At 32.3% G+C, this 25,198-nt stretch carries 19 protein-coding genes; 16 read left to right on the forward strand and 3 right to left on the reverse strand.

Annotation, left to right across the window (positions count from 1 at the left end; translation table 11 throughout):
* Window positions 1-92: 92 nt before the first annotated feature.
* The 3 genes from OZP08_RS13650 to OZP08_RS13660 all read left to right on the forward strand — a co-directional run bounded on the left by OZP08_RS13650 (window position 93) and on the right by OZP08_RS13660 (window position 4,222).
* Window positions 93-2,120 (forward strand): hypothetical protein, encoded by a 2,028-nt coding sequence (locus OZP08_RS13650; RefSeq protein ID WP_268846649.1) that lies wholly within the window; start codon window positions 93-95, stop codon window positions 2,118-2,120.
* A 170-nt stretch (window positions 2,121-2,290) separates the two neighbouring features.
* Window positions 2,291-3,187 (forward strand): LysR family transcriptional regulator, encoded by an 897-nt coding sequence (locus tag OZP08_RS13655; protein ID WP_281322102.1) that lies wholly within the window; start codon window positions 2,291-2,293, stop codon window positions 3,185-3,187.
* A 72-nt stretch (window positions 3,188-3,259) separates the two neighbouring features.
* Window positions 3,260-4,222 carry a YeiH family protein gene (locus OZP08_RS13660; protein ID WP_268846650.1) on the forward strand — a complete coding sequence of 321 codons (963 nt, stop codon included), beginning with the start codon at window positions 3,260-3,262 and terminating at the stop codon, window positions 4,220-4,222.
* A gap of 4 nt (window positions 4,223-4,226) precedes the next feature.
* Here OZP08_RS13660 and OZP08_RS13665 read toward each other — a convergent pair whose 3' ends face one another.
* Window positions 4,227-5,180 (reverse strand): hypothetical protein, encoded by a 954-nt coding sequence (locus tag OZP08_RS13665; RefSeq protein WP_281322103.1) that lies wholly within the window; start codon window positions 5,178-5,180, stop codon window positions 4,227-4,229.
* Between the two features lie 170 nt (window positions 5,181-5,350).
* Between OZP08_RS13665 and OZP08_RS13670 the strand changes: the two genes are divergently transcribed.
* Window positions 5,351-6,352, forward strand: a complete 1,002-nt coding sequence (locus OZP08_RS13670; RefSeq protein ID WP_281322104.1) for a zinc dependent phospholipase C family protein — start codon at window positions 5,351-5,353, stop codon at window positions 6,350-6,352.
* A 76-nt stretch (window positions 6,353-6,428) separates the two neighbouring features.
* Here the strand turns inward: OZP08_RS13670 and OZP08_RS13675 are convergent, their stop codons facing one another.
* Complete coding sequence (locus tag OZP08_RS13675) at window positions 6,429-8,564, reverse strand: LTA synthase family protein (protein WP_281322105.1); 2,136 nt, start codon at window positions 8,562-8,564, stop codon at window positions 6,429-6,431.
* A gap of 316 nt (window positions 8,565-8,880) precedes the next feature.
* Here OZP08_RS13675 and OZP08_RS13680 point away from each other — a divergent pair, with 316 nt between their 5' ends.
* Window positions 8,881-9,366, forward strand: coding sequence for a DUF2231 domain-containing protein (locus OZP08_RS13680; RefSeq protein ID WP_268846654.1), 486 nt, complete (start codon window positions 8,881-8,883; stop codon window positions 9,364-9,366).
* Between the two features lie 71 nt (window positions 9,367-9,437).
* On the opposite strand, the gene OZP08_RS13685 is transcribed toward OZP08_RS13680, so the two are convergent.
* Window positions 9,438-10,982 carry a hypothetical protein gene (locus OZP08_RS13685; protein WP_281322106.1) on the reverse strand — a complete coding sequence of 515 codons (1,545 nt, stop codon included), beginning with the start codon at window positions 10,980-10,982 and terminating at the stop codon, window positions 9,438-9,440.
* 154 nt (window positions 10,983-11,136) lie between these two features.
* On the opposite strand from OZP08_RS13685, the gene OZP08_RS13690 reads away from it, so the two are divergent.
* The 11 genes from OZP08_RS13690 to OZP08_RS13740 all read left to right on the forward strand — a co-directional run bounded on the left by OZP08_RS13690 (window position 11,137) and on the right by OZP08_RS13740 (window position 25,137).
* Window positions 11,137-12,306, forward strand: a complete 1,170-nt coding sequence (locus OZP08_RS13690) for a 2-isopropylmalate synthase (protein ID WP_268846656.1) — start codon at window positions 11,137-11,139, stop codon at window positions 12,304-12,306.
* A 67-nt stretch (window positions 12,307-12,373) separates the two neighbouring features.
* Window positions 12,374-13,489 (forward strand): 3-isopropylmalate dehydrogenase, encoded by a 1,116-nt coding sequence (gene leuB / locus OZP08_RS13695; protein ID WP_281322107.1) that lies wholly within the window; start codon window positions 12,374-12,376, stop codon window positions 13,487-13,489.
* A gap of 278 nt (window positions 13,490-13,767) precedes the next feature.
* The gene (gene ilvD / locus OZP08_RS13700) at window positions 13,768-15,441 is read left to right on the forward strand and encodes a dihydroxy-acid dehydratase (RefSeq protein ID WP_281322108.1); all 1,674 of its coding nucleotides are present in this window, start codon (window positions 13,768-13,770) and stop codon (window positions 15,439-15,441) included.
* 39 nt (window positions 15,442-15,480) lie between these two features.
* Complete coding sequence (ilvB, locus tag OZP08_RS13705) at window positions 15,481-17,178, forward strand: biosynthetic-type acetolactate synthase large subunit (protein ID WP_281322109.1); 1,698 nt, start codon at window positions 15,481-15,483, stop codon at window positions 17,176-17,178.
* Window positions 17,179-17,182: 4 nt separating this feature from the next.
* Entirely contained in the window at window positions 17,183-17,704 is a 522-nt protein-coding gene (ilvN, locus tag OZP08_RS13710) for an acetolactate synthase small subunit (protein ID WP_268846659.1), read from the forward strand.
* Between the two features lie 72 nt (window positions 17,705-17,776).
* Entirely contained in the window at window positions 17,777-19,246 is a 1,470-nt protein-coding gene (ilvC, locus tag OZP08_RS13715) for a ketol-acid reductoisomerase (protein ID WP_281322110.1), read from the forward strand.
* 429 nt (window positions 19,247-19,675) lie between these two features.
* Window positions 19,676-21,586, forward strand: coding sequence for an acetate--CoA ligase (acs, locus tag OZP08_RS13720; RefSeq protein ID WP_268846660.1), 1,911 nt, complete (start codon window positions 19,676-19,678; stop codon window positions 21,584-21,586).
* A 106-nt stretch (window positions 21,587-21,692) separates the two neighbouring features.
* On the forward strand, window positions 21,693-22,829 hold the full coding sequence (locus OZP08_RS13725) for an NAD(P)/FAD-dependent oxidoreductase (protein WP_281322111.1): 1,137 nt from the start codon (window positions 21,693-21,695) through the stop codon (window positions 22,827-22,829).
* A 23-nt stretch (window positions 22,830-22,852) separates the two neighbouring features.
* On the forward strand, window positions 22,853-23,572 hold the full coding sequence (locus tag OZP08_RS13730; protein ID WP_268846661.1) for a methyltransferase domain-containing protein: 720 nt from the start codon (window positions 22,853-22,855) through the stop codon (window positions 23,570-23,572).
* 50 nt (window positions 23,573-23,622) lie between these two features.
* Window positions 23,623-24,675 (forward strand): type III polyketide synthase, encoded by a 1,053-nt coding sequence (locus OZP08_RS13735; RefSeq protein WP_281322112.1) that lies wholly within the window; start codon window positions 23,623-23,625, stop codon window positions 24,673-24,675.
* 27 nt (window positions 24,676-24,702) lie between these two features.
* The gene (locus tag OZP08_RS13740; protein WP_268846662.1) at window positions 24,703-25,137 is read left to right on the forward strand and encodes a 3-hydroxyacyl-ACP dehydratase FabZ family protein; all 435 of its coding nucleotides are present in this window, start codon (window positions 24,703-24,705) and stop codon (window positions 25,135-25,137) included.
* The last annotated feature ends 61 nt before the right edge of the window (window positions 25,138-25,198 follow it).

Genomic DNA, 25,198 nt, shown 5'->3' on the forward strand with positions numbered 1-25,198 from the left:
AGATTTAATGATTGAAAAATTAAAGGATTGAAGAAATATACTAATCTTTAAATTTTTCAATCATTAAATCTTTCAATCTTTTAATCAACTATATGACAACAAACACCATTCTATTACTACTACTTTCTTTATTAATAGCCGGTGGTTTGTCGTTTTTTCAATATTTATACAAAGTCAAAAACAAATCGAATGTGAATTTGTTTTTGACTTTTTTACGTTTTCTTAGTATTTTTTCTATTTTGTTGCTCTTGATAAATCCTATTATCACAACCAATAAACTAGAAATTATCAAAACACCATTACCCATAGTGGTAGATAATTCGAGTTCTATTTCTTTTTTGAATGCAAAAGAAAAAGCGGTAGAATTAGCCAAAAAAATTACTTCGAATGCAGCAATCCAAGAGAAATTCGAAGTACAATCTTTTCTATTTGATTCAGATTTTCAACAATCAAATGATTACACTTTCAAAGGAACCCAAACCAATTTAGATTTGGTTGCCAAAAATTTAAAAAGCATAAACAAAAACAAATTATATCCAACAGTTCTCATCACAGATGGAAATCAAACCACAGGCAATGATTATGTGTATAGTTTTGATGAAAACAATAAAGTTTACCCATTGGTTTTAGGCGATACTATTAAAGTTCTAGATCTAAAAATCAATCAGCTGAATGTTAACAAATATGCTTTTCTTAAGAATAAGTTTCCAGTCGAAGTATTTTTACAATATTCCGGTAATAAAAATCTAACTACCAATTTTAGCATTATGCAAGGGAATGAGGTAGTGCATAAACAGAGTGTTTCCTTTTCGGCATCAAAGAAAACAGCAATTGTAAATCTGCTTTTACCAGCCAACAAAGTTGGTTTGCAGATTTATAAAGCTAAAATTGAATCGAAAGAAAACGAGAAAAACACCTTCAATAACATCAAGAATTTTGCGGTAGAAGTTATTGACCAGAAAACAACAATCGCAATAGTTTCATCTATAAATCATCCGGATATTGGTGTTTTAAAAAGAGCTATAGAATCTAATTTACAGCATAAAGTAATACTAGTTAAGCCAAACGAAGTCAAGTCTTTACAAGATTACAATGTTCTGATATTATATCAACCAAATACGGCCTTCAAATCGATTTTTGATGCTAGCAGTAAGGCCAATTTAAATACTTTTATCATAACTGGTACAAGCACCGATTTTTCATTTCTGAACCAACAACAGAATAATTTTATTTTTAAAATGAGTGGTCAGGAAGAAGATTATTTGGCCAATTTTGATTCTCAGTTTAATCTTTTTGCAGTAGACAATTTAGGATTTGAAAATTTCCCACCACTGCAAAATGATTTTGGCTCTATAACAACAAATGGAGAAGTCAATATTTTGCTTTCGTCTAAAATCAGAAATATAGATACCAATGCACCTTTATTAGCTTTTACGGAAAATAGAGGAAAAAGAACAGCCTATTTATTTGGAGAAAACAGTTGGAAATGGAGTCTACAAAGCCACATTGATAACCAATCTTTTGAGAAATATGATGTTTTTATCAATAAGATTATACAATATCTGGCTTCTAATAATGCCAAAAAATCATTGATTGTCAATCACGAAAGCTTTTACAACACTGGAGAAGCCATAGAAATAAACGCTCAATATTTCAACAAAAATTATGATTTTGATGAAAAAGCACGTTTGACTATTGCTGTAACTAACACAAAAACAAAACAAACCAAGAACTTTGATCTCTTAAAAGGAAATAACACTTATAAAGTAAATCTTGACGGACTTTTGGCTGGTAGCTATAATTTTTCAGTAAAAGAATTGAATTCTAAAACAACATATTCAGGGCATTTTGAAATTTTGGATTTTGACATTGAAAAGCAATTCGTCAACGCCAATGTTGAAAAACTGAAACAATTGGCAGTTCAAACCAAAGGAAAAGATTTTTACCCGAATCAAATAGATGCACTGATAAAAACACTTCTCGAAAACGAGGAATACAAAGCCATCCAAAAAGACGTTGTAACTAAATCTCCTTTGATTGATTGGAAATGGTTATTGGTTTTGATAGCAGTTTTCCTTTCAACCGAATGGTTCGTCAGAAAGTACAATGGAATGTTGTAAGTTTAGATTTTAGATTTTAAACTTTAGATTTTAAACTCTAGACTTTAAACTCTAGACTTTAAACTCTAGACTTTAAACTTTTGACTTTAAACTTTTGACTTTAAACTTTTGACTTTAAACTTTTGACTTTAGACTTTTGACTTATAACTAATGGCTAATAAAATACAAATATGGATTTTAGACTAAAAGTATTTTTCACTGTCGCAACACGATTGAGCTTTACCAAAGCGGCATCCGAATTATTCATTACTCAGCCCGCTATTTCCAAGCATATTCAGGAACTGGAAGAAGAATACAAAATCAAGCTTTTTGAAAGAAACGGATCAAAAATCGCACTGACCAATGCTGGGGAAGTTCTGTTGAAACATACCAAGAACATTTTTGAAATTTACAGGGAAATCGATTTTGACATGAGCGCACTTATTAATGAACGAAAAGGCTTGTTGCGATTGGGAGCCAGTACCACAATTTCTCAATATATAATTCCACCATTATTAGCTCGTTTTCATCAAAAATTAGAATCTGTAAAAGTGAGTTTGCTAAACGGAAATACAGAACAAATAGAAAATGCTCTACTAAATAAAGAAATTGAAATTGGAATTGTAGAGGGACAATCCAAAAATCAATCGATAAAATACACACAATTCATTAAAGATGAATTGGTTTTGGTTTGCAATTCAAAAAATGCATTAGCTCAAAAAAAAGAAATAACTCCTACAGATTTTAAATCCTTGCAGTTTGTTATGCGTGAACAAGGATCTGGAACACTTGAAGTTATTGAATATGCATTAAAACCATTTAATCTTAAAATTGATCAATTACAGATCGAAATGCAATTAGGCAGCACCGAAAGTATAAAATCGTACCTGATGAATTCTAATTGCGTTGCTTTTATTTCGATACACGCCATTGATAAAGAACTTAAAAACAAAGAATTGCAAATTTTAGACATCAAGGATTTAATCATTGAGCGCTATTTTTACATCATCACGTTACAAGGTAAAACAGATTCTCTTTCCGAGCTATTTATAAAAAACATTTCGAGTCACTATAACTTAAAGTTATAATGTATTATATTTTACGATTAGTAATGATTGAGTTTAATACTGATCTTTGTGGTGTTAAAATAAGCGTTACAAATGAAAAATATAGTTATTGCCCAAAATTTTATAAAAAACAATAGTACAGCACAACAAGCTATTTTTGTTTTACTAATATTACTTTGTTTATTCCCAATCGTTTCTCCACCCATAGCTTTGTTATTAGGTTTGGTTGTTGCCAATCTATTTGGACACCCATTTTTGCATTTAAACCATAGAGCAACAAATATTTTACTCCAGGTTTCGGTTGTAGGACTAGGATTTGGAATGAATATCGATAGTGCGGTAGCAGCAGGTAAAGAGGGCTTTCTCTTTACCGTTGGATCAATTGTAATTACTATAGTATTTGGTGCTCTATTAGGAAAATGGTTTGGCATTCAGAAAAAAACATCCCATTTAATATCTTGCGGAACAGCCATTTGTGGTGGAAGTGCCATTGCAGCAATCGCTCCTGTAATAAAATCAGACGAAAAGCAGACTTCTGTAGCGTTGGGAGTTATATTTATACTTAATTCGATTGCTTTATTTGTATTCCCAGTTATTGGTCACTGGCTGCAAATGTCACAAAACGATTTTGGTTTATGGTGTGCCATAGCCATTCATGACACAAGTTCAGTAGTTGGAGCAGCCAGCAAATATGGAACAGAAGCCCTACAGGTAGCCACAACAGTAAAATTAGCCAGAGCCTTGTGGATTATACCTGTGGCATTAATAACAGCAATAGTTTTTAAAAATAAATCTAGTAAAGTGAAAATCCCATATTTTATTGGACTATTCATTTTGGCAATGGTTTGCAATTCCTATTTTTCTCCAGTTGCAAAAGTAGCTCCCTATTTGGTTTCCATTTCAAAAATCGGACTTACAGTTACTTTATTCCTAATAGGAGCGGGGTTGAACAGTTCAGTTTTGAAATCAGTTGGATTAAAACCATTACTTCAAGGCATATTGCTTTGGATAGGCATTGCAGGTTTAGCATTAGCATCCATTATTTATCTAAAATAATCAACTATTTAATGTTTGAGAACTTTACAGTTGGCTTGCCAACAAGGTTATATCGTTTTCCATTAAATGAAAAACGTCTTTCAATTTCAAAATTAAATAACTTTTTTGTTTTAGCCATTGGTGCTATTTCTGCCGGAAGATCAACTTCAAATTCATCTTCAGTTTTGGCAGCTTTATTAAAATAGCCTTTTGTTTTAATGATTATATCTCTAAAATATTTTTTGGTAGTGTTTTTTTCAACTGTATAGGTACTAGACCAACTTGTGCTTTCAATATTTGTTAGCTCATACTCTGGAACCTCCATAATAGGTTGATATTTACCATCAAGACCAACAACAAGATAAAGATACCCTGCAAAAGGACCGCCACCGCCGCCATTTACATGTAATAATGTAAATGCATATTGATCTTCTCCAATTTGCAAAAGCTTAGGTGTTGGGCATTGAGCAAAGGCTCCAAAAGCGGCAATTGCTGGCTGAAAAGATTTCATTTCCCAAGTGTTGCCATTTTTAGCAAATTTTGCTACTCCCAATAATCCGCCAGAAAAACGACCTGTTTGCAAACCATCCATATCAAAATTAGAATGATTGAATGCAAAAAACTTAAATTGATTCCCTTTAGAATCAGAATAATCAATATCTGCAAGAAGTCTTGTAGCAACACCTTCTGTATATGGGAATAATTGATCACCTTCTTCCCCGTTTACATCAACATAAGCCTTTGGTTTACAACTTTTACAGTTCCAACTTATAAAATCATTATGATCACTAAAATGGTATAACTTTCCAGGAAACAATTTTTGCATTGTTTTCATGGCATTAATCGGACCGTTAATTTTAAGTGTTCTGTTGGTGTTTAGAATTGTATCGCTTACATTTTTTAATTGAACCTCTGGATTTTGGGCAATACTGAAAGCAGTAAATAGGATAAAAAGGAAACCTGAATAAATAAAACGCATATAAATAATATCAAAAAGTACTACAAAAGTACATTGTTCTTTTGTAATTTTATTTAAAAGTGTCCATTTTTTACACAAAACCTCAAAAAATAAAATAACATTAATTTAATCAGTATACTTTTAAATTATCTTTAAAAAAAATACTTTTGTAGCTCAATAAAATAGATATAATGAAAAAATTCAAATTAAAACAAACCGTCCTTACTTTTTCTGCAATTGGTATTGCTTTTATTACTTTGTCTTGGGGTATTTTTGGCCACGAACACATTAATAACGCAGCAGTTATGGCATTGCCAAAGCCTTTGCAAACCTTTTTTTATAATCATATCGATTTTATAACACAAGAATCAACAGTTCCTGATTTGCGTAAATATACATTACGTGACAAAGCAGAAAATCCACGCCATTTTATGGATATGGAAAATTTTGGAGCAGTAGATTCTATTCCGTTGCCATTTGAGGATGTTAAGAAAAAATACGATGAGAAATTTTTATCCAATAATGGTATTTTACCTTGGTACATACAAGAAACAATGACCAAACTAACCAAGGCGTTTAAAGACAAAAGAAAAACTGAAATTTTGTTTTTAGCAGCAGATTTAGCACATTACATTGGTGATGCACATATGCCATTGCATACTTCTGCTAACCATGACGGACAACTTACGGATCAAAAAGGGATTCACTCTATGTGGGAATCTCGTATTCCTGAAATGTTTGGGAAAAATTACAATTTTTATACCGGAGAAGCTAAATATGTGGATAATGTTGAAAAAGCAACTTGGGATATCATAAAAGATACACACAGCCAAGTGCAACCTCTTTTAGCAATTGATAAAAAATTGCGCGCAACCTTTACTCCGGATACCATGTATGATAAAGACGAAAAAGGGAATATTGCTAAAAACAAATTTGGTGATTTGATATATTCTAAAGAATATGTAACTCAATTCCACACTGCATTGAATGGTATGGTGGAAAGCCAAATGAGAAAAGCAATTGTTGCAACAACCAATTTTTGGTTCACTGCTTGGGTAAAAGCTGGTAAACCAAATCTAGATGATTTAGACTCAAAAGAATTAACCAATCGCAACAAAAAGAATCTAAATAACGATTTGAAACTTTGGAAAAAAGGAAAAGTTTTTGGTTTAGAAAGCGAGAATGACTTTTAATTAATCGTCTTAATAAAAATAGAAAAGCCTGTGAATTAATTTTCACAGGCTTTTTTTATGATTCAAAAATCAAAAATTATTTATCTGATTCAGCTACCTTAATTGGAGTTTTAGAATTTAAACTTTGATAATTCTTTTTCTTTAATATATCCGAAGCTGTTTGATAATACGATACTGTTTCATTTACAAGATCAGTTCTTTCATTCTTTAAAGGAACCTGATCATAATAGATTTGAAAATCTTGGGCAACTTTTTGATCTGGTTTCAGATTTAACTGAAATTGTTTTACGGTTTGCTTAGGAGAAATAATCGTTAAAACATTGTCTTTTATTAATCCCAAATCTTGATACGTAGCAATCAAAGCTCTTGGTTTATAATCCGATTTCAGAACATCCTGACCGTAAAATTTACTTTGATAATTAAAATTCAACAATCCAAAAAGTGTTGGCATAACGTCTATTTGTGACATTACCTTAGTATACTTTTGAGGCTCTATAAAACCTGGACTATAAATCATGGCCGGAATTCTATATTTATCAACAGGAAGTTCTGTTTTACCAGCGCTTGAAGCACAATGATCGGCAAGAATTACAAATACCGTATTTTTGAACCATGGTTGTTTACTAGCCATATCAAAGAATTTCTTCAAAGCATAATCCGTATATTTTACACCACCTTCACGTGACTTAATATCTCCAGGAATATCAATTTTATTGTTTGGATAGGTAAACGGACGGTGATTGCTTACTGTCATCCAATGATTGAAAAAGGGTTTACCAGTCTTGGCTTCTGCATTCATAACTTTTATAGCTTTATTAGCCATATCTTCGTCACAAACTCCCCAAATATTAGCGAAAGTGATTTCTTCTGGAGTAAATGATTTTTTATCGACAATATTATAACCGTTTCCTCCAAAAAAATCTTCCATATTGTCAAAAAAAGCATCCCCACCATAAAGAAACTTCACATCATATCCTTTGTCTTTGAAAACAGAACCTGTAGAAAATTTATTTTTATTGTCTTTTCGTTTTACCACACTTTCACCAGCAGTAGGTGGGAAACATAAGGTTACTGCTTCAAGACCACGAACGGTTCTATTTCCAACGGCGTATAAATTGGTAAACAATAAACTTTTTTGAGCCAAATCATCCAAGAAAGGAGTGATGTTCATATCATTACCATACATTTTCATAAAATCAGCACTGTAACTTTCTATCGTTATTAATACCACATTTTTATGGGTTTCAGAAGCATCACTTTTGATTTGTCTTAATGTAGTTTCTCCTGAAATATTAGGAATTTGCTTTTCTAATAGAGCAAAAGCTTCTTTTTCAGGCGAGGTTTTATAAAACTTGAAATAATCCAATTCACTGTTCATAAAAGCCAAATAGAATCTATAAATCCCATTAGATTGTAACTCATTGGCAAAAACATTTTGGGAATTTTCTTTTTTAGCCAATAAAGGAATAGCAAAAAGGGAAAGTGCAAAAAGAGAAAGATAAATCCCGCTTGTTTTTATTTTTTCTTTAAATGTCAGAATGTTTTCAATATAATTTTTGGTTCTTTTTGTTATAAAATAAGTAACAATACCTGCAACGGCAAATAGCCCCGAAAACAAAGGAATTACTGGGTAAGATTCCATGATGTTACCTATAACTTCATTCGTGTATACCAAATAGTTAACCGCAATGAAATTATATTTTACTCCAAATTCATTCCAGAAAAAATACTCGCTTATACCATTTTGAAGGATCAAAACAACATATAAGAATATTACAAAGGTGAAAAGGCATAATCTTATTTTGCTGCGATATTTAGGCAAAAAGAGTAGGAGTCCAAACAAAAAGGTTTTAATACCTATAAAAATCATTCCAATTTTTGGTAAAGCACCTCCATATTCATTCAGAATGCTTTTTCCAGATGCAACATAAAGAAATAATGCCACCAATAATCCAAATATAATATTCCCGTAGGGCTTATAATATTTTGAGTCGGATATAAAAATAAGATATAACCATAGAAATCCTGTGGCTATTACAAATACAAAGGCATCCGAGATGAATCCCATTGTGAAGATTTTCAAACTATCTATAAAAGAAAAAGAAGTTTGTGTAATAGGGTGAAAAACCAATACAATTCGCAAAAGAAAACTAACAATAATGTAGAAAAGAGCGAGATTATAAAAAGGGGAGAACTTTTTTAAAAGATTCATAAAAATTATTTTTTTTGCAAAAGTACACAAAATGAATCTAGATGGTGCAAATTCAATAGTGGCTTGATTCCTAAATTTATCATAAAATTCATTTTAAAACCATCATTGCACTATTAAATACACAAAAAATCAAAATTACGCTAGCTATTTCTTATAGACTAATAATGAATGTGATAGGATAATAATTGAATATTTTAATCTTTATAAAGAAAAAATAAGGAGAGAGATAACTCTTAAAAAGGTTTTCTTAATTTTAAGTAATTATATTATCTTTAGAATAAATATGAAATTTCTAAAAATTAAATCAAATTAAGTTATGAACGAGGCACATCTTCACATGATAGTTAATCATTTTCCAATTATTGGGACCATTTTTGGATTTGGTATTTTAATAATTGGACTGATTCTGAAAAATAAAACATTAATAAATACCTCTTATGTACTGTTTATAGTGGCAGCTATTTTTGCCGCAATTAGTATGGAAACTGGAGAAGGAGCAGAGGAATTGGTTGAAGATATGCCAAATATAGGAAAACAGATTATCCATGAACACGAAGAATTAGCCGAAAAACTCGCGATATTACTTTATGTCACGAGTGGCTTATCTCTTGTAGGACTGTATTTGAATTTTAAAAATAATACAAAAGCTAAGCTACTTTCCTTTTTAATACTAATTATTGCAACTGCTGGATTATTTTTAGTACAAAAAGTAGGAACTTCTGGAGGGGAAATTCGCCATACTGAGATTAGACCAAATGCTAATATGATGCCTAATGAATCTATAAAGCAGTCCGAAAAATAAAACAACTAGTTTCTGTTATAAAGCCTAATAAAAAAGCGGTCAAAATCGACCGCTTTTTTTGTACATTATAATTATCGATTACTCAACTTCGCTTTTTCCTTAATAATATCACTTATTTTTCGGTTTTCTATTTTACTTTCCAGCCAGGAAATAATATCAAGATATAGAAATGCTCTTTTCTCATAGGTGTTTTTCTCTAGCTCAATAAAGCGTTCTCTCATTTTTATGAACTCTTTTTTGATATCACTTGGATATAAAGTGCTCAAGTTTTTAAGGAAACGAATGATTTCTTTTTGTACCTCATGCAAATCATTCATTTTAAGCAAAAACTTATAGGTATTCTTGAGTTGATTTTCTAAATAATAATCTTTCCCTAGCTCATAATGCGCTATCAAACACAAAATTCTTGCAAAACACATTAAATCTTCACGCATAGAAAGATTCTTATTGTTTATGATTTTTTCTAAATAAAGAATGCATTCCTGATATTTTTCATTACCAAAATAGATACAGGCAATTTTGTAATAAAACATCATCTCGTGATGTTCATCCAGATGTTCATTGTGAATTTTTATTTTATTTAGAATCTCAGGAATTAAATATTCGCTTTCGGCAAAAGTGCCTTCAAGTATATGATAATTTAGTTTATTATTATACAAATAAAGAAAAGACAATGAAGCAATGTTGTCGTTAACAGGAAAACGAGGGTCATTAATTGTCTCTTCTAATAGCTCTAAATATTTTTTGAAATTAGATTTGTATTTAAGCATGAATAATGACTCTAGTAAATAATGGTTTCCTTTTAAAAAGAAAACTGGATTTAGAAAAATCATATTTTTATTGTCATAAAATAAGGTAACCCATTTATAGGAGTATTTATAACAGGAAAGAAAATCCTGAACCAAAAAACTTCTCCATAAATTAGCATTGTAAAACCAGTATTTCTCTCTAAACTCAAACTTGGATTTGTCTAAACGGGAAATGTGTTTATTGAAATAATCATCAATATACTTATACTCTTCGTCTGATTTTACATAGCCTGTTTTTAACATAATGCCATACAACTGCAAAGATAAATTAGATAATTTACTCGAAATTGTATTGCGATAGTTTAATTCTTTGGCCTGAATAACCAACTCATCCGCTCGTCCTTGGATACTTCTGGTAATATATTGTGATTCGATTAATTTTTCAAATTCGACAATCTCAAAAGCCATGTGTTTTTCATCATTCTCTAAGGCTTGCTGTTTGGTTTTGTCTAATATTTTTAAACTTTGTCTGTACAATCCCTTATTATATAAGATAGTAGCAAAGTCAATTTGCTCCCTTAATTGATAGCGAATGTTCTGGCTTGGAATATTCAACCGAATACTAACCAAAATCTGTTTATATAAATAGGATTTTAGATTCGATAATTGCACCTTCTTTATTACCCCATTCTTTAGGATAAGCTTCTCGTCATAGTTTTCTGATTTATCTAAAATATTAAATAACTCAATAAACTTTGTATTCGAACTTGTTTCTAATCGACTTGCAAATATTTTAAATTGTCTTTTTTCAGATTTGGACAACGATTTAATTAATACAAATAAAAAATCTTTTTGAGGGTTAGCCATTGTATTATAAGTAGATTTAAATAACTGATAATCAGTACTTTACATTGTTATTTTTTACTTTATAAGTAGTATATTTCATTAAAACTGGTTTAGTTTTAGTGAAATGAAATCTAATTTTGTTTATGAGATGTGAAATTACATTAAATAAATTAAAATGAATAGAGAGAAAGTCCAAATTTTTGACACCACCTTAAGAGACGGAGAGCAAGTCCCTGGTTGTAAATTAGATACTAAACAAAAACTTGTTATCGCCAATCGCCTAGACGAAATGGGTGTTGATATCATTGAAGCTGGTTTCCCCGTTTCCAGCCCAGGTGATTTCTTATCTGTTTCTGAAATATCTAAAATCGTAAAAAATGCTGCAGTTTGTGGTCTTACAAGAGCTGTAAAAAATGATATAGATGTTGCAGCTGCTGCCCTAAAAAATGCTTTAAAACCTCGTATACATACAGGAATCGGAACATCAGATTCGCATATAGTTCACAAACTGCAAACAACACGTGAAGATGTAATCGAGAGAGCAAAAAATGCTGTAGCCCATGCTAAATCTTACGTAGAAGATGTGGAGTTCTATGCAGAAGATGCCGGAAGAACAGAAAATGCATTTTTAGCAAAGGTATGTGAGGAGGTTATTAAATCTGGAGCTACTGTTCTTAATATACCGGATACTACAGGATATTGTTTACCTGAAGAATATGGAGCAAAAATTAAATACTTAAAAGAAAACGTAAAAGGAATTGAAAATGTAATTCTTTCTTGTCATTGTCATAATGATTTAGGAATGGCAACTGCCAATTCAATTGCCGGAGCAATAAATGGGGCAAGACAAATTGAATGTACTATCAATGGGATAGGAGAGAGAGCCGGTAATACAGCTCTTGAAGAAGTGGTGATGATTTTCAAACAACACCCTTATTTGAATTTATATACTGATATCGACAGCAAGCAATTGAACGAAATGAGCCGATTAGTCTCAGATAGCATGGGAATGATCGTGCAGCCTAATAAAGCAATTGTAGGAGCCAATGCTTTTGCACACAGTTCTGGAATTCATCAGGATGGAGTGATTAAAAACAGAGCAACTTATGAAATCATGGATCCATTGGATGTAGGTGTCAATGAGTCTTCGATAATTTTAACAGCAAGAAGCGGAAGAGCAGCATTGGCATACAGAGCCAAAAAAGTGGGTTACGAATTAACAAAAACGCAGTTAGATATAGTATATGTCGAATTTTTAAAATTTGCAGATATCAAGAAAGAAGTATTAGATCATGATATTCATCAAATTATTGAAGCTTCAAAAATTAATTATGAACTAATTTAATTAGAGCTGGTTTTTAGTTGATCAAGAAATGTCATCATCTAGGGTATAATAAATAAAAGCAGAAAATATGAACTTAAAAATAGCAGTACTTCCGGGGGATGGGATAGGCCCGGAGGTAATCTTACAGGCAAAGAAAACGTTATATGCTATTAGTGTTGCATATAATCATGAGTTTATTTTTGAGGATGCTTTAATAGGAGCAACTGCCATTGATAAAACTAGAAATCCTCTACCAGAACAAACATTAAATCTTTGTTTGAATACCGATGCCGTTTTATTTGGAGCCATTGGTAATCCCAAATACGATAATAATCCGGATGCCAAAATACGTCCTGAACAAGGATTATTAAAACTTAGAAAAGAATTAGGTCTTTATGCCAATATCAGACCAGTTAAGCCTTATAAAAATCTACTTGATGTTTCACCTATAAAAAAGGAAGTAATAGAAGGTACTGATTTTGTCATTTACAGAGAGCTTTCCAGTGGATCATACTATGGTGTAAAGGAATTAAATGAAGAAGGAACAAAAGCATCTGATATCTGTGAATACTCAGAAGAAGAAATTTTCCGAATTACACATTTAGCTTTCAAAGCGGCACAAACCAGAAGAAAAAAAGTAACATTAGTAGATAAAGCAAATGTGCTTGAAACATCTAGGCTATGGCGAAAAACGGTAAAAAAAATTGCCCTTAATTATCCAGATATTACTTTAGAGTGTCTTTATATAGACAATGTTGCCATGCAAATTATTACTGATCCTAAACAATTTGATGTAATCTTAACAGAGAATCTATTTGGGGATATTCTTTCTGATGAAGCCTGTGCAATTATGGGATCGATAGGTTTAATGGCTTCGGCTTCAATAGGAAATAATAATGCTCTATTTGAACCTATTCACGGGTCATACCCTAAAGCAAAAGGAAAGGATATTGCCAATCCTATTGCTTCAATCGTATCTGCCGCTATGTTATTGGAGCATTTTGGATTAGAAAAAGAAGCCAAAAAAGTTTACGAAGCTATAGAAAAAGCAATTGAGTATAAAGTAGTTACAATAGATTTAAACTCAGGCTCAAGATTTGGGACTAATGATGTTGGAGATTTTATTTCTAATGTCATATTAAGTAAAGATGATTTGTATTTTAAGAATGATAACGTTCAAATAGGGCAATCAACAATAGTTTGATAGCTAAATTCATAAAATTTTAAATTATTTCACTAAAATCACTCAATTTATTGAATAAATGTTTTTCTGTTAGATTTCTTTTTTCTACTTTTGCAGAGTCAAAAAAATAATAAGGAAATGAAACTCATTATCAATCTAATTTTAATTGTAAGTGTCATTGTGATTACCACATATGGGAAGGGATTGGTATAGATATAAGTCAACTAAATATTTAAAACCTCCCATACTTCTGGGAGGTTTTTTTTTAAATAAAAATTAAATACACAAATTAACATAGAATGGAATTAAACAAGTACAGCAAGACGATTACGCAAGATGAAACACAACCGGCGGCACAAGCTATGTTGCACGGAATTGGTTTAACAGAGGAAGATCTAAAAAAAGCTCAAGTTGGTATTGTAAGTATGGGGTATGAAGGAAATACATGCAACATGCACTTAAATGATCTTGCCAAAGATGTTAAACAAGGAGTCTGGGATGCAGATCTGGTCGGGCTGATATTTAATACCGTTGGTGTTAGTGATGGAATTTCAAATGGTACAGACGGGATGCGCTATTCATTAGTATCTCGTGATGTAATTGCGGATTCTATTGAGACCGTTATGGGAGCTCAATGGTATGACGGATTGATTGCAATTCCCGGTTGTGATAAAAATATGCCTGGAGCCTTAATTGCCATGGGAAGAGTAAATCGTCCTTCGATTATGGTTTACGGAGGAACAATTCACTCCGGAAAATGGAAAGGTGAATCATTAAATATTGTTTCTGCTTTTGAAGCATTAGGAAAGAAATTTAATAATACAATAAGTCCGGAAGATTTTAAAGGTGTTATTCAAAATGCTTGTCCGGGAGCTGGAGCCTGTGGAGGAATGTATACAGCAAACACTATGTCTTCGGCAATTGAAGCCTTAGGAATGAGTTTGCCATACAGCTCATCAAACCCAGCTTTGAGTAAAGAGAAAAAACAAGAATGTCACGATGCAGGAAAGGCTGTTAGAATATTATTAGAAAAAGATATCAAGCCTAGAGATATTATGACACGTGAGGCTTTTGAAAACGCTATCACAATCGTAGCAGTTTTAGGAGGTTCAACCAATGCGGTTATGCACTTAATTGCTATGGCACATTCAGTAGATGTCGAAATTACTTTGGCTGATTTTCAAGCTATAAGTGACAAAACACCAGTACTAGCTGATTTAAAACCAAGCGGAAAATACATGATGGAGGATCTACATGCAGTAGGAGGTGTTCCAGCGGTAATGAAGTATTTATTAAAAGAAGGTCTGCTTCACGGAAACTGCTTGACAGTAACCGGAAAAACGGTAGCAGAAAATTTAGCATCAATTCCAGATTTGAATGACGGACAAGAGGTAATTCACGAAATTCAAAATGCATTAAAATCAACCGGAAATATCCAAATATTATACGGAAACCTTGCTTCAGAAGGATGTGTTGCCAAAATAAGCGGAAAAGAAGGAGAGTATTTTGAAGGAACAGCTGTTGTTTTTGAGAGTGAATTCGAAGTTATTCCAGGTATTCAAAACGGATTAGTTAAACCAGGCAATGTAGTCGTCATCAGGTATTGTGGACCAAAAGGTGGTCCAGGAATGCCAGAAATGCTAAAACCAACATCAGCCATAATGGGAGCAGGACTAGGTAGTAGCGTAGCTTTGATTACAGATGGTAGGTTCTCTGGAGGTTCACATGGATTTGTGGTAGGCCACATTACACCAGAAGCTCATGATGGAGGTGGAATTGCTTTAGTAGAAAATGGTGATTTAATTACTATTGATGCGGTTAAGAACACCATCAACTTAAAAATCAGTGAAGAAGAATATGCAAAAAGACGTGCCAATTGGGTTCAACCAGCTTTAAAAGCAACAAAAGGTATTCTTTTAAAATATGCAAGATCAGTGTCAAGCGCATCTACAGGATGTGTTACCGATAAATAATAGCCAAAATTCAAATGGCAATTGCCAAAAAGATAAAAAATGAAAAATAATAAAATATCAGGTGCTGAAGCAGTTATAAGATGTTTATTAGCCGAAGGAGTTGACGTAGTTTATGGTTATCCGGGTGGTGCAATTATGCCCGTTTACGATGAGTTATATAAATTTCAAGATCAATTGCATCATGTTTTAGTTCGTCACGAACAAGGTGCAACACACGCAGCTCAAGGGTTTGCAAGAGCAACAGGAAAAGTTGGAGTAGCAATTGCAACTTCGGGTCCAGGCGCAACCAATTTAGTTACAGGAATTGCCGATGCTCAAATAGATTCTACTCCAATGGTTTGTATTACCGGACAAGTAGGTAAACATTTACTGGGATCTGATGCCTTTCAGGAAACAGATATTATTGGAATTTCGACTCCGGTAACCAAATGGAATTACCAAGTTACCGAAGCTCATGAAATTCCGGAAATCATTGCTAAAGCCTTTTATATAGCAAGATCAGGACGTCCGGGACCAGTGTTAATAGATATTACTAAAAACGCTCAATTTGATGAACTGGAATTTAGTTATGAAAAATGTACCGGCATCAGAAGCTATACTCCAAAGCCAACTTTAAATCTAGAAAAGGTAAAAGAAGCAGCGGAATTAATAAACAATGCCAAAAAACCATATATCATTTTCGGACAGGGAATTATTCTTGGTCAAGCCGAAGAACAGTTGAAAGCATTGGTAGAAAAATCAGGAATTCCTGCAGCTTGGACAATCTTAGGTCTTTCGGCATTGCCAACAGATCATCCATTAAATGTTGGAATGCTGGGAATGCACGGTAATTACGGACCAAACATTCTAACCAATGAATGCGATGTTTTGATTGCATTAGGAATGCGTTTTGATGACCGTGTAACAGGAAATCTAGCCACTTATGCCAAACAAGCCAAAGTAGTTCACTTTGAAATTGATCCAGCCGAAGTAGATAAAAATGTTAAAACAACTGTAGCGGTATTAGGTGATGTAAAAGAAGCATTAACAGCTTTACTTCCTCTTATCGAAAACAAAACACATGATTCTTGGCACAATGAGTTCAAGGAAAAATATAAGATTGAACAGGAATCAGTTATCAATCAAGAGTTAAATCCATCAAAAAATCATGGTATCTCAATGGGAGAAACTATAGAGATGATTAATAAACACTCTAAGGGAGATGCCATTATGGTTTCGGATGTGGGACAACACCAAATGTTCACCTGTCGCTACTCAAAATTCAACACCTCAAAGAGTAACATAACCTCTGGCGGATTAGGAACTATGGGATTTGCTTTACCGGCAGCAATTGGTGCCAAAATGGGAATGCCAAATAGAGAAGTAGTAGCAATTATTGGTGATGGTGGTTTTCAAATGACAATTCAAGAATTAGGTACAATTTTTCAAACCAAAGTTCCCGTTAAAATTGTTGTTTTGAACAATGAGTTCTTAGGAATGGTGCGTCAATGGCAACAATTATTCTTTGATAAAAGATATGCTTCGACAGAGATGATCAATCCTAATTTTATAGCAATCGCTGAGGGTTATTATATCAAATCCAAAAAAGTAACCCAACGAGAAGATTTAGATGCTGCTGTTGCTGAGATGTTGGCTTCAAAAGATTCTTACTTCCTAGAGGTGATTGTAGAAAAAGAAAATAACGTGTTTCCGATGATTCCAACAGGAGCTTCAGTTTCTGACATACGATTAAGTTAATATTATGGAAAATAAAATGTTCACCATTTCTGTTTATTCAGAAAATAATGTTGGCTTGCTAAACAGAATATCAGGTATATTCTTGAAACGCCACATCAATATTTTGAGTCTAAATGTTTCCGAATCTGAAATTGAAAATGTTTCAAGATTTGTCATTGTTGTAAATACCACCGAAAAATGGGTACACAACATTGTAGGCCAAATAGAAAAACAAATAGAAGTCATTAAAGCCTTTTATCATGTTGATGAAGAAACCATCTTTTTGGAAAGCGCAATATTCAAAATTCAGTCAAGCTTATTATTTGACGAAAGACAAATTCAGAATATTATAAAAGAAAGTAATTCTCAAATAGTCACAGTATCAAGAGAGTTTTTTGTGATTTCAAAATCAGGAAAACGTTCAGAAATAGAGGAATTATACGCAAAATTAAAACCTTTTGGAATCATGCAATTTGTCCGTTCGGGAAGAATATCGATTTCTAAAGAAAAGATGGAAATTTCAACATTATTAGAAGCATTAAAATAAAATCAATCTGTGCTAAAAAAAGCAGATAACAATTTCAATTATTAAATTTTACATTCATTAAATATTAAAAAAATGGCAAATTATTTCAATACATTACCACTTAGATTACAATTAGAACAACTAGGAGTTTGTGAATTCATGGATCAATCAGAATTTTCAAATGGAGTTACCGCTTTAGAAGGAAAAAAAATAGTTATAGTTGGTTGTGGAGCCCAAGGTTTGAATCAAGGATTAAACATGAGAGACTCTGGATTGAATATTTCTTATGCATTACGTACTGATGCAATTACAGAAAAAAGAGCATCTTTTATAAATGCAACAGATAATGGTTTCAATGTAGGAACTTATGAAGAATTAATTCCTACTGCAGACTTGGTTTGTAACCTAACACCGGACAAACAACATACATCTGTAGTAACAGCAATCATGCCATTGATGAAACAAGGCGCTACTTTATCATATTCACATGGTTTTAATATCGTTGAAGAAGGAATGCAAATCCGTAAAGACTTAACAGTTATTATGTGCGCACCTAAATGTCCAGGATCAGAAGTGCGTGAAGAATACAAAAGAGGTTTTGGTGTACCAACCCTTATTGCTGTTCATCCGGAGAATGATCCAAACGGAGAAGGATTAGAACAAGCCAAAGCATATGCAGCTGCAACAGGAGGTCACAAAGCAGGAGTTTTGAAATCTTCATTTGTTGCCGAAGTAAAATCAGATTTAATGGGAGAGCAAACTATTCTTTGCGGAATGTTGCAAACAGGATCTATTTTATGTTTTGATAAAATGGTAGAAAAAGGTATTGAACCAGGATATGCTTCAAAATTAATCCAATACGGATGGGAAACTATTACAGAAGCCTTGAAACATGGTGGAATCACCAATATGATGGATCGTCTTTCTAATCCTGCAAAAATAGAAGCTTACAGAATTGCTGAGGAATTAAAAGATATCATGCGTCCATTATTCCAAAAACATCAAGATGATATTATGTCTGGAGAATTCTCTAAAAATATGATGATTGACTGGGCAAATGATGATATCAATCTATTGACTTGGAGAGCAGCAACAGCTGAAACAAATTTTGAGAAAACCGCTCCAACAACAGCAACAATCACTGAACAAGAATACTTTGAAAATGGAGTATTAATGATTGCAATGGTAAAAGCAGGTGTTGAATTGGCTTTCGAAACCATGACAGAAGCAGGAATTATAGCAGAATCAGCATACTACGAATCATTGCACGAATTGCCTTTGATTGCTAATACTGTAGCTAGAAAAAAATTATATGAAATGAACAGAATCATCTCTGATACAGCAGAATATGGTTGTTATTTGTTTGATCATGCTTGCAAACCATTATTGACAGAATTCATGAAAACGGTTGATACCAATATAATCGGAAAACCATTTTCAACATCAAATGGTGTAGATAATGCAATATTGATAGCTGTAAATAACACAATACGTCAGCATCCTATAGAAGAAGTTGGATCATGGTTGAGAGCATCAATGACAGCAATGAAAAAAATCGGATAGTTCTATAGAATGAATAATGATATAACGTTAAGGATTACCACACATGAGGGTGTGCTGGGATTTGCATAATATCAATAAGTTTAAAAATTTTTGAATTAGTAAGCATTTATTTGTAATTGAAAGGTATTAATGCATTTTACTCTCACTTAACTTCAGTGTTTAATTGAAGTTAAGTGAAGTAATCCCTAAATCTTTTTTAGCAGAAAAGAATACTATAATTGTTGTCAAATATTATAAAAAAAGGAAAGGATAAAATATAGTTCTACTATAGCCTTTAGTTATTATTTATGCTTCAAAAAAACTTAAATTTTTAAGAGAAAATCATAAAAAGTGATCATAAAATTACTTTTTGTGATTTTTTTTTATTATTTAGGATGAATAGTTTTGAAAACAAGGGAGATTTAATACTTTTATAAAAAAATTAGAAAAATGAGTTATTTTAAGATTGATAGTTTAGAACAGTATTTCAAACATTATAATAAATCGATACGTGAACCCCGAAAATTTTGGGGCAAAATTGCAGAAGAAAATTTTACTTGGTACCAATACTGGGATAAAGTTGTTGATTTTAATATGGCTGAAGCCGAAATAAAATGGTTTACTGAGGCAAAAGTCAATATTGTTAAAAACTGTATCGACAGACATTTGGCCAAAAAAGGAGATAAAACAGCCATTATTTTCGAACCAAACGATCCATCTGAAGAAGCTCTACATATTAGTTACAATGAATTATATGAACGCGTTTCAAAAATGGCAAATGTTTTGCGTGAGCAAGGTATTACCAAAGGAGATCGAGTTTGTATTTACTTACCAATGATTCCAGAATTAGCCGTTTCTGTTTTGGCATGTGCCCGTATTGGTGCTATACATTCGGTTATTTTTGCTGGTTTTTCAGCATCTGCAGTTACTTCAAGAATAAATGATAGTGAATGCAAAATGGTAATCACATCAGATGGAGGATTCCGCGGAAATAAAACGATTGACTTAAAAGGAATCATTGATGATGCTTTGCAAAATTGTCCTTCAGTTACCTCAGTTTTAGTAGCTAAAAGAACGAATGCCAAAATCAACATGAAAGAAGGGCGTGATCAATGGTTACAACCGCTTTTAAACAGAGCAAGCAGTAATTGTGTTGCTGAAATCATGGATGCAGAAGATCCTTTATTCATATTATACACATCAGGATCAACCGGTAAGCCAAAAGGAATGGTTCATACCACTGCAGGTTACATGGTGTACACAGCTTATACTTTCAAAAATGTCTTCCATTATGAAGAAAACGATATTTTTTGGTGTACAGCAGATATAGGTTGGATAACTGGACACTCTTATATTTTATATGGTCCATTATTGAATGGTGCTACAACAGTAATTTATGAAGGAGTTCCTTCATATCCTGATTTTAGCCGTTTTTGGGAAATTATCGAAAAACATAAAGTAACTCAATTCTACACAGCACCAACAGCAATACGTGCTCTGGCAAAAGAGAATTTATCTTATATTCAAAAATTCCCATTAAAATCTTTAAAAGTAATTGGATCTGTAGGAGAACCAATAAACGAAGAAGCTTGGCACTGGTACAATGACCACGTAGGAGGAAAACGCTGTCCTGTGGTTGATACTTGGTGGCAAACTGAAACTGGCGGAATTATGATTGCACCTATATCATTTATAACACCAACAAAACCAACATATGCAACTTTACCATTGCCGGGAATTCAACCCGTTTTGATGGATGACAAACGTAATGAAATAGAAGGAAATCAAGTAGACGGTAGTTTGTGTATTAAATTTCCTTGGCCAGGTATCGCCAGAACCATTTGGGGAGATCATAAAAGATATAAAGACACCTATTTCTCTGCCTTTCCTGGTAAATATTTTACTGGAGATGGTGCATTGCGTGATGAAGTTGGATATTATAGAATTACAGGACGTGTAGACGATGTTGTTATTGTTTCAGGGCATAATTTAGGTACAGCACCAATCGAAGATGCAATTAACGAGCATCCAGCTGTTGCTGAGTCAGCGATTGTTGGTTTCCCACATGACATCAAAGGAAATGCATTATATGGCTTTGTAATCTTGAAAGAATCTGGTGAATATAGAGATAGAGAAAATCTTAGTAAAGAAATCAATCAGCATGTAGCTGACCATATTGGTCCTATTGCCAAATTAGATAAAATACAGTTTGTTTCTGGATTGCCAAAAACAAGATCAGGAAAAATCATGCGTCGTATTTTACGTAAAATAGCCGAAGGAGATTATTCAAACTTTGGAGATATTACAACATTATTAAATCCAGAAATCGTGGATGAAATCGTGAAAAGTAAAATAGAATAAAAAACAATTTTGTTTATTTTTAAAACTGCTTCAATTTTCTTGGAGCAGTTTTTTTGTTTTAATTAGTAAGTTTTCTTTTAAATAAATTGCTTAAATTAGCTATACTATGAAAAACAATAAACCCATAACGATTATTGGTGGTGGCTTAGCAGGATTAACTGCAGCAATCCATTTGATAAAAATGGGATTAAAAGTAGTTTTAATAGAAAAAAACGAATATCCAAAGCATAAAGTTTGTGGTGAATATATTTCAAATGAAGTCATTTCATATTTTGATTGGCTTTCTCTCACTATTACAGAATTAAATCCTACTTCGATTTCTAAATTGCATTTTTCAACAACAAACGGGAAAAGCATACATTGCGATCTACCGCTAGGAGGTTTTGGAGTAAGCAGGTACGCATTAGATTCATTTTTATTTAGAAAAGCATTAGAAATTGGTTGTGAAGTTATTCAGGACAATGTAGAAAGCATCACTTTTGAAAATAATAACTTTACTATTACAACATCAAATAATCGGGTTTTAAATTCGGAAATTGTTATAGGAGCTTTTGGAAAAAGATCAAATATAGATCTAAAGTTAAACCGTAATTTTATTCAAAAAAAATCACATTGGCTAGCCGTCAAAGCGCATTATTCGGGTAATTTTCCAAATGACCTAGTGGGTTTACATAATTTTGAAGGAGGATATTGTGGTGTATCAAAAGTAGAAAACGACGCAATAAACATTTGTTATCTGGCTAGCTATGAAACTTTTAAAAATTATAAAAATATAGAAGAATATCAAAATCATGTAGTTGTAAAAAACCCCCATTTAGATTTGATTTTAAAAGAATCCAAACTGCTTTTCGAAAAACCTCTAACCATTAGTCAAATATCTTTTGATAAGAAAGAAACAGTCAAAGATCATATTTTAATGATAGGAGATACCGCCGGATTAATTCATCCTTTGTGTGGCAACGGAATGGCAATGGCGATTCACAGTGCCCAAATTGTCTCTCAATTAATTATTAAATATTATAATGATGAAATAAAATCTAGAGATGAGTTAGAAAAAAAATATACTAAAGAGTGGAATTTAAATTTTAAGGATAGATTAAGAATGGGGCACTATTTGGGCTTTTTATTGCAAAAACAAACATTGTCTGCTATTTTGATGAAAATATTGATTAAATTACCTTCATTAATGGGAATCATTATAAAAAAAACTCATGGAAAACCAATTCTGATAAAATCTCCTTAATCTATTTTAAACCCATTTCAAGAATGTATATAAATACCAAGCACAGAACCGATAAATCTGAAATCATGGACGATTTTAATTTAGAAGGAGATGCTTTAAAAGACACGTTAAATAAAATTGCCAAAATAAATCAGTTACTGGGAGGTAACCAACTCACTTTGCAAGGAGTGAAAAAATTAATCTCGAAAGTGCCCAAATCGGATCAAATTACAATTGTAGACGTTGGTTGCGGGAATGGAGACATGTTGAGGAGATTAGCTGATTATGGTGCTGAAAACAATTTGAATTTTAAATTAATAGGAATCGATGCCAATAGATACACAATAAATTATGCTGAACAATTATCCGTAAAATATCCAAATATAAACTATTGCTGTGAGGATATTTTTAGTGATTCTTTTAAAGAGATAAAGTGCGATATAATGCTGTGTACATTAACATTACATCATTTTAAAAACAACGAAATATCAAATTTGCTAACCATTTTTGATTCAAACACAAGATTAGGTATAGTAATAAATGATTTACAACGAAGCAGTATTGCATATAGATTATTTCAACTTCTATGTTTGGTATTTAAATTAGAAGGCATGCCGTGTGAAGATGGATTAACGTCGATTTTGAGAGGCTTTAAAAAACAGGAATTAGTTCGGTTTTCAAAAGCATTGAATTTTAATAATCATAAGATTCAATGGAAATGGGCTTTTCGTTACCAATGGATTATTGAAAAGAATACAGTTTAAAAGGTTAGCATTTTTTATCGAATAAAATCAGAAATCAACAAAAGAAATCAATGAGCGTAAAAATAAAATGTGTTGCAAAACAATTGCCAAAGTATTCCAGAACTACTCAGGAGATTATTCCATTTCTGGATTCATGGCTGGTTGGGCAAGAAGATCGCTTTATTAAGAAAGTAAAAAAAATATTCGAGGGAGCAGCTGTAGATAAACGATATTCTATTATGGATCCTCTTGAAGTTTTTGGAAACACTTCTTTTGAAGAGAGAAATGATATTTATATTCGGGAAATAATTGATTTAGGCGAAAAAGTATTAGATAAAGCTTTGAAAAAAGCAGATTGGAAGCCAGATGATTTAGATTATATCATTACGGTTAGTTGCACAGGAATCATGATACCTTCATTGGATGCTTACTTAATCAATAGTTTAAAATTGCGTCAGGATATTGTAAGATTACCAGTAACAGAGATGGGCTGCGCTGCAGGAATATCCGGAATTATATACGCGAAGAATTTTCTACTGGCAAATCCAGGAAAAAAAGCCGCTGTAATTGCAGTAGAAAGCCCAACGGCAACATTTCAATTGAATGATTTTTCGATGGTAAATATTGTAAGTGCTGCAATTTTTGGAGATGGAGCCTCTTGCGTTTTACTGTCTTCCTGCGAAGAGGAAACAGGACCGGAAATAATTGCCGAAGAGATGTATCATTTTTACGATAACATCCATATGATGGGATTTAAACTGGTTAATTCTGGATTGAAAATGGTATTGGATATTGATGTTCCAGATACAATAGCCTCACATTTCCCTGACATAATTCATCCTTTTTTAGAAAAAAACAATTTAAAAATAGAAGATATCGATCATTTGATTTTTCATCCTGGAGGGAAAAAGATCTTGCAAACGGTTGAAGATCTTTTTTCAGATTTAGGCAAAAACATAGAAGACACGAAAGAAGTCTTGAGATTATACGGAAATATGTCTAGCGCAACAGTATTATATGTCTTGGAACGATTTATGGATAATTATCCTAAAAAAGGCTCAATTGGTTTAATGTTGAGTTTTGGTCCAGGATTCTCAGCTCAAAGGGTTTTGTTGAAGTTTTAAAATAAAAATGAATCCTATTGTAAAACGATGGAAGAAAAAGAAATACTATCAAAATTACCGTATTCTAAACCGTTTTTGTTTGTAGACAAAATTATTAGAATTGATCAGGAAGGGGTAGAAGGGGAGTATACATTTGATGAAGATTTAGATTTTTACAAAGGACATTTTAAAGACAAACCAGTTACACCTGGAGTTATTCTAACAGAAGTCATGGCTCAAATTGGATTGGTATGTTTGGGGATATTTTTATTAAATAAAAAAGTGAATTCAAATATTGCAATAGGTTTAACATCAACGGATATTGAATTTTTAAAACCCGTTTTTCCCAATGAAAAAGTAACGGTGATTTCTCAAAAAATATATTTTAGATTTGGTAAACTAAAATGCAAAGTAAGCATGAAAAATGAGAAAGACGAAGTGGTTTGTAATGGAACAATTGCAGGGATGATTTTAGAAGATTGAAAAAATTGAAAAATTGAATGATTGCCGAATTTATTTACAAATCTTTAAATCTTTCAATTTT

The sequence above is a fragment of the Flavobacterium aestivum genome (assembly GCF_026870175.2).
GTDB classification, from domain to species: Bacteria; Bacteroidota; Bacteroidia; order Flavobacteriales; family Flavobacteriaceae; genus Flavobacterium; species Flavobacterium aestivum.

Bases quoted from the DNA above. Each gene is read 5' to 3' on its own strand.
- OZP08_RS13650 (WP_268846649.1), top strand. From the start codon at position 93: ATGACAACAAACACCATTCTATTACTACTACTTTCTTTATTAATAGCC.
- OZP08_RS13655 (WP_281322102.1), top strand. From the start codon at position 2,291: ATGGATTTTAGACTAAAAGTATTTTTCACTGTCGCAACACGATTGAGC.
- OZP08_RS13660 (WP_268846650.1), top strand. From the start codon at position 3,260: ATGAAAAATATAGTTATTGCCCAAAATTTTATAAAAAACAATAGTACA.
- OZP08_RS13665 (WP_281322103.1), bottom strand. From the start codon at position 5,180: ATGCGTTTTATTTATTCAGGTTTCCTTTTTATCCTATTTACTGCTTTC.
- OZP08_RS13670 (WP_281322104.1), top strand. From the start codon at position 5,351: ATGAAAAAATTCAAATTAAAACAAACCGTCCTTACTTTTTCTGCAATT.
- OZP08_RS13675 (WP_281322105.1), bottom strand. From the start codon at position 8,564: ATGAATCTTTTAAAAAAGTTCTCCCCTTTTTATAATCTCGCTCTTTTC.
- OZP08_RS13680 (WP_268846654.1), top strand. From the start codon at position 8,881: ATGAACGAGGCACATCTTCACATGATAGTTAATCATTTTCCAATTATT.
- OZP08_RS13685 (WP_281322106.1), bottom strand. From the start codon at position 10,982: ATGGCTAACCCTCAAAAAGATTTTTTATTTGTATTAATTAAATCGTTG.
- OZP08_RS13690 (WP_268846656.1), top strand. From the start codon at position 11,137: ATGAATAGAGAGAAAGTCCAAATTTTTGACACCACCTTAAGAGACGGA.
- leuB (WP_281322107.1), top strand. From the start codon at position 12,374: ATGAACTTAAAAATAGCAGTACTTCCGGGGGATGGGATAGGCCCGGAG.
- ilvD (WP_281322108.1), top strand. From the start codon at position 13,768: ATGGAATTAAACAAGTACAGCAAGACGATTACGCAAGATGAAACACAA.
- ilvB (WP_281322109.1), top strand. From the start codon at position 15,481: ATGAAAAATAATAAAATATCAGGTGCTGAAGCAGTTATAAGATGTTTA.
- ilvN (WP_268846659.1), top strand. From the start codon at position 17,183: ATGGAAAATAAAATGTTCACCATTTCTGTTTATTCAGAAAATAATGTT.
- ilvC (WP_281322110.1), top strand. From the start codon at position 17,777: ATGGCAAATTATTTCAATACATTACCACTTAGATTACAATTAGAACAA.
- acs (WP_268846660.1), top strand. From the start codon at position 19,676: ATGAGTTATTTTAAGATTGATAGTTTAGAACAGTATTTCAAACATTAT.
- OZP08_RS13725 (WP_281322111.1), top strand. From the start codon at position 21,693: ATGAAAAACAATAAACCCATAACGATTATTGGTGGTGGCTTAGCAGGA.
- OZP08_RS13730 (WP_268846661.1), top strand. From the start codon at position 22,853: ATGTATATAAATACCAAGCACAGAACCGATAAATCTGAAATCATGGAC.
- OZP08_RS13735 (WP_281322112.1), top strand. From the start codon at position 23,623: ATGAGCGTAAAAATAAAATGTGTTGCAAAACAATTGCCAAAGTATTCC.
- OZP08_RS13740 (WP_268846662.1), top strand. From the start codon at position 24,703: ATGGAAGAAAAAGAAATACTATCAAAATTACCGTATTCTAAACCGTTT.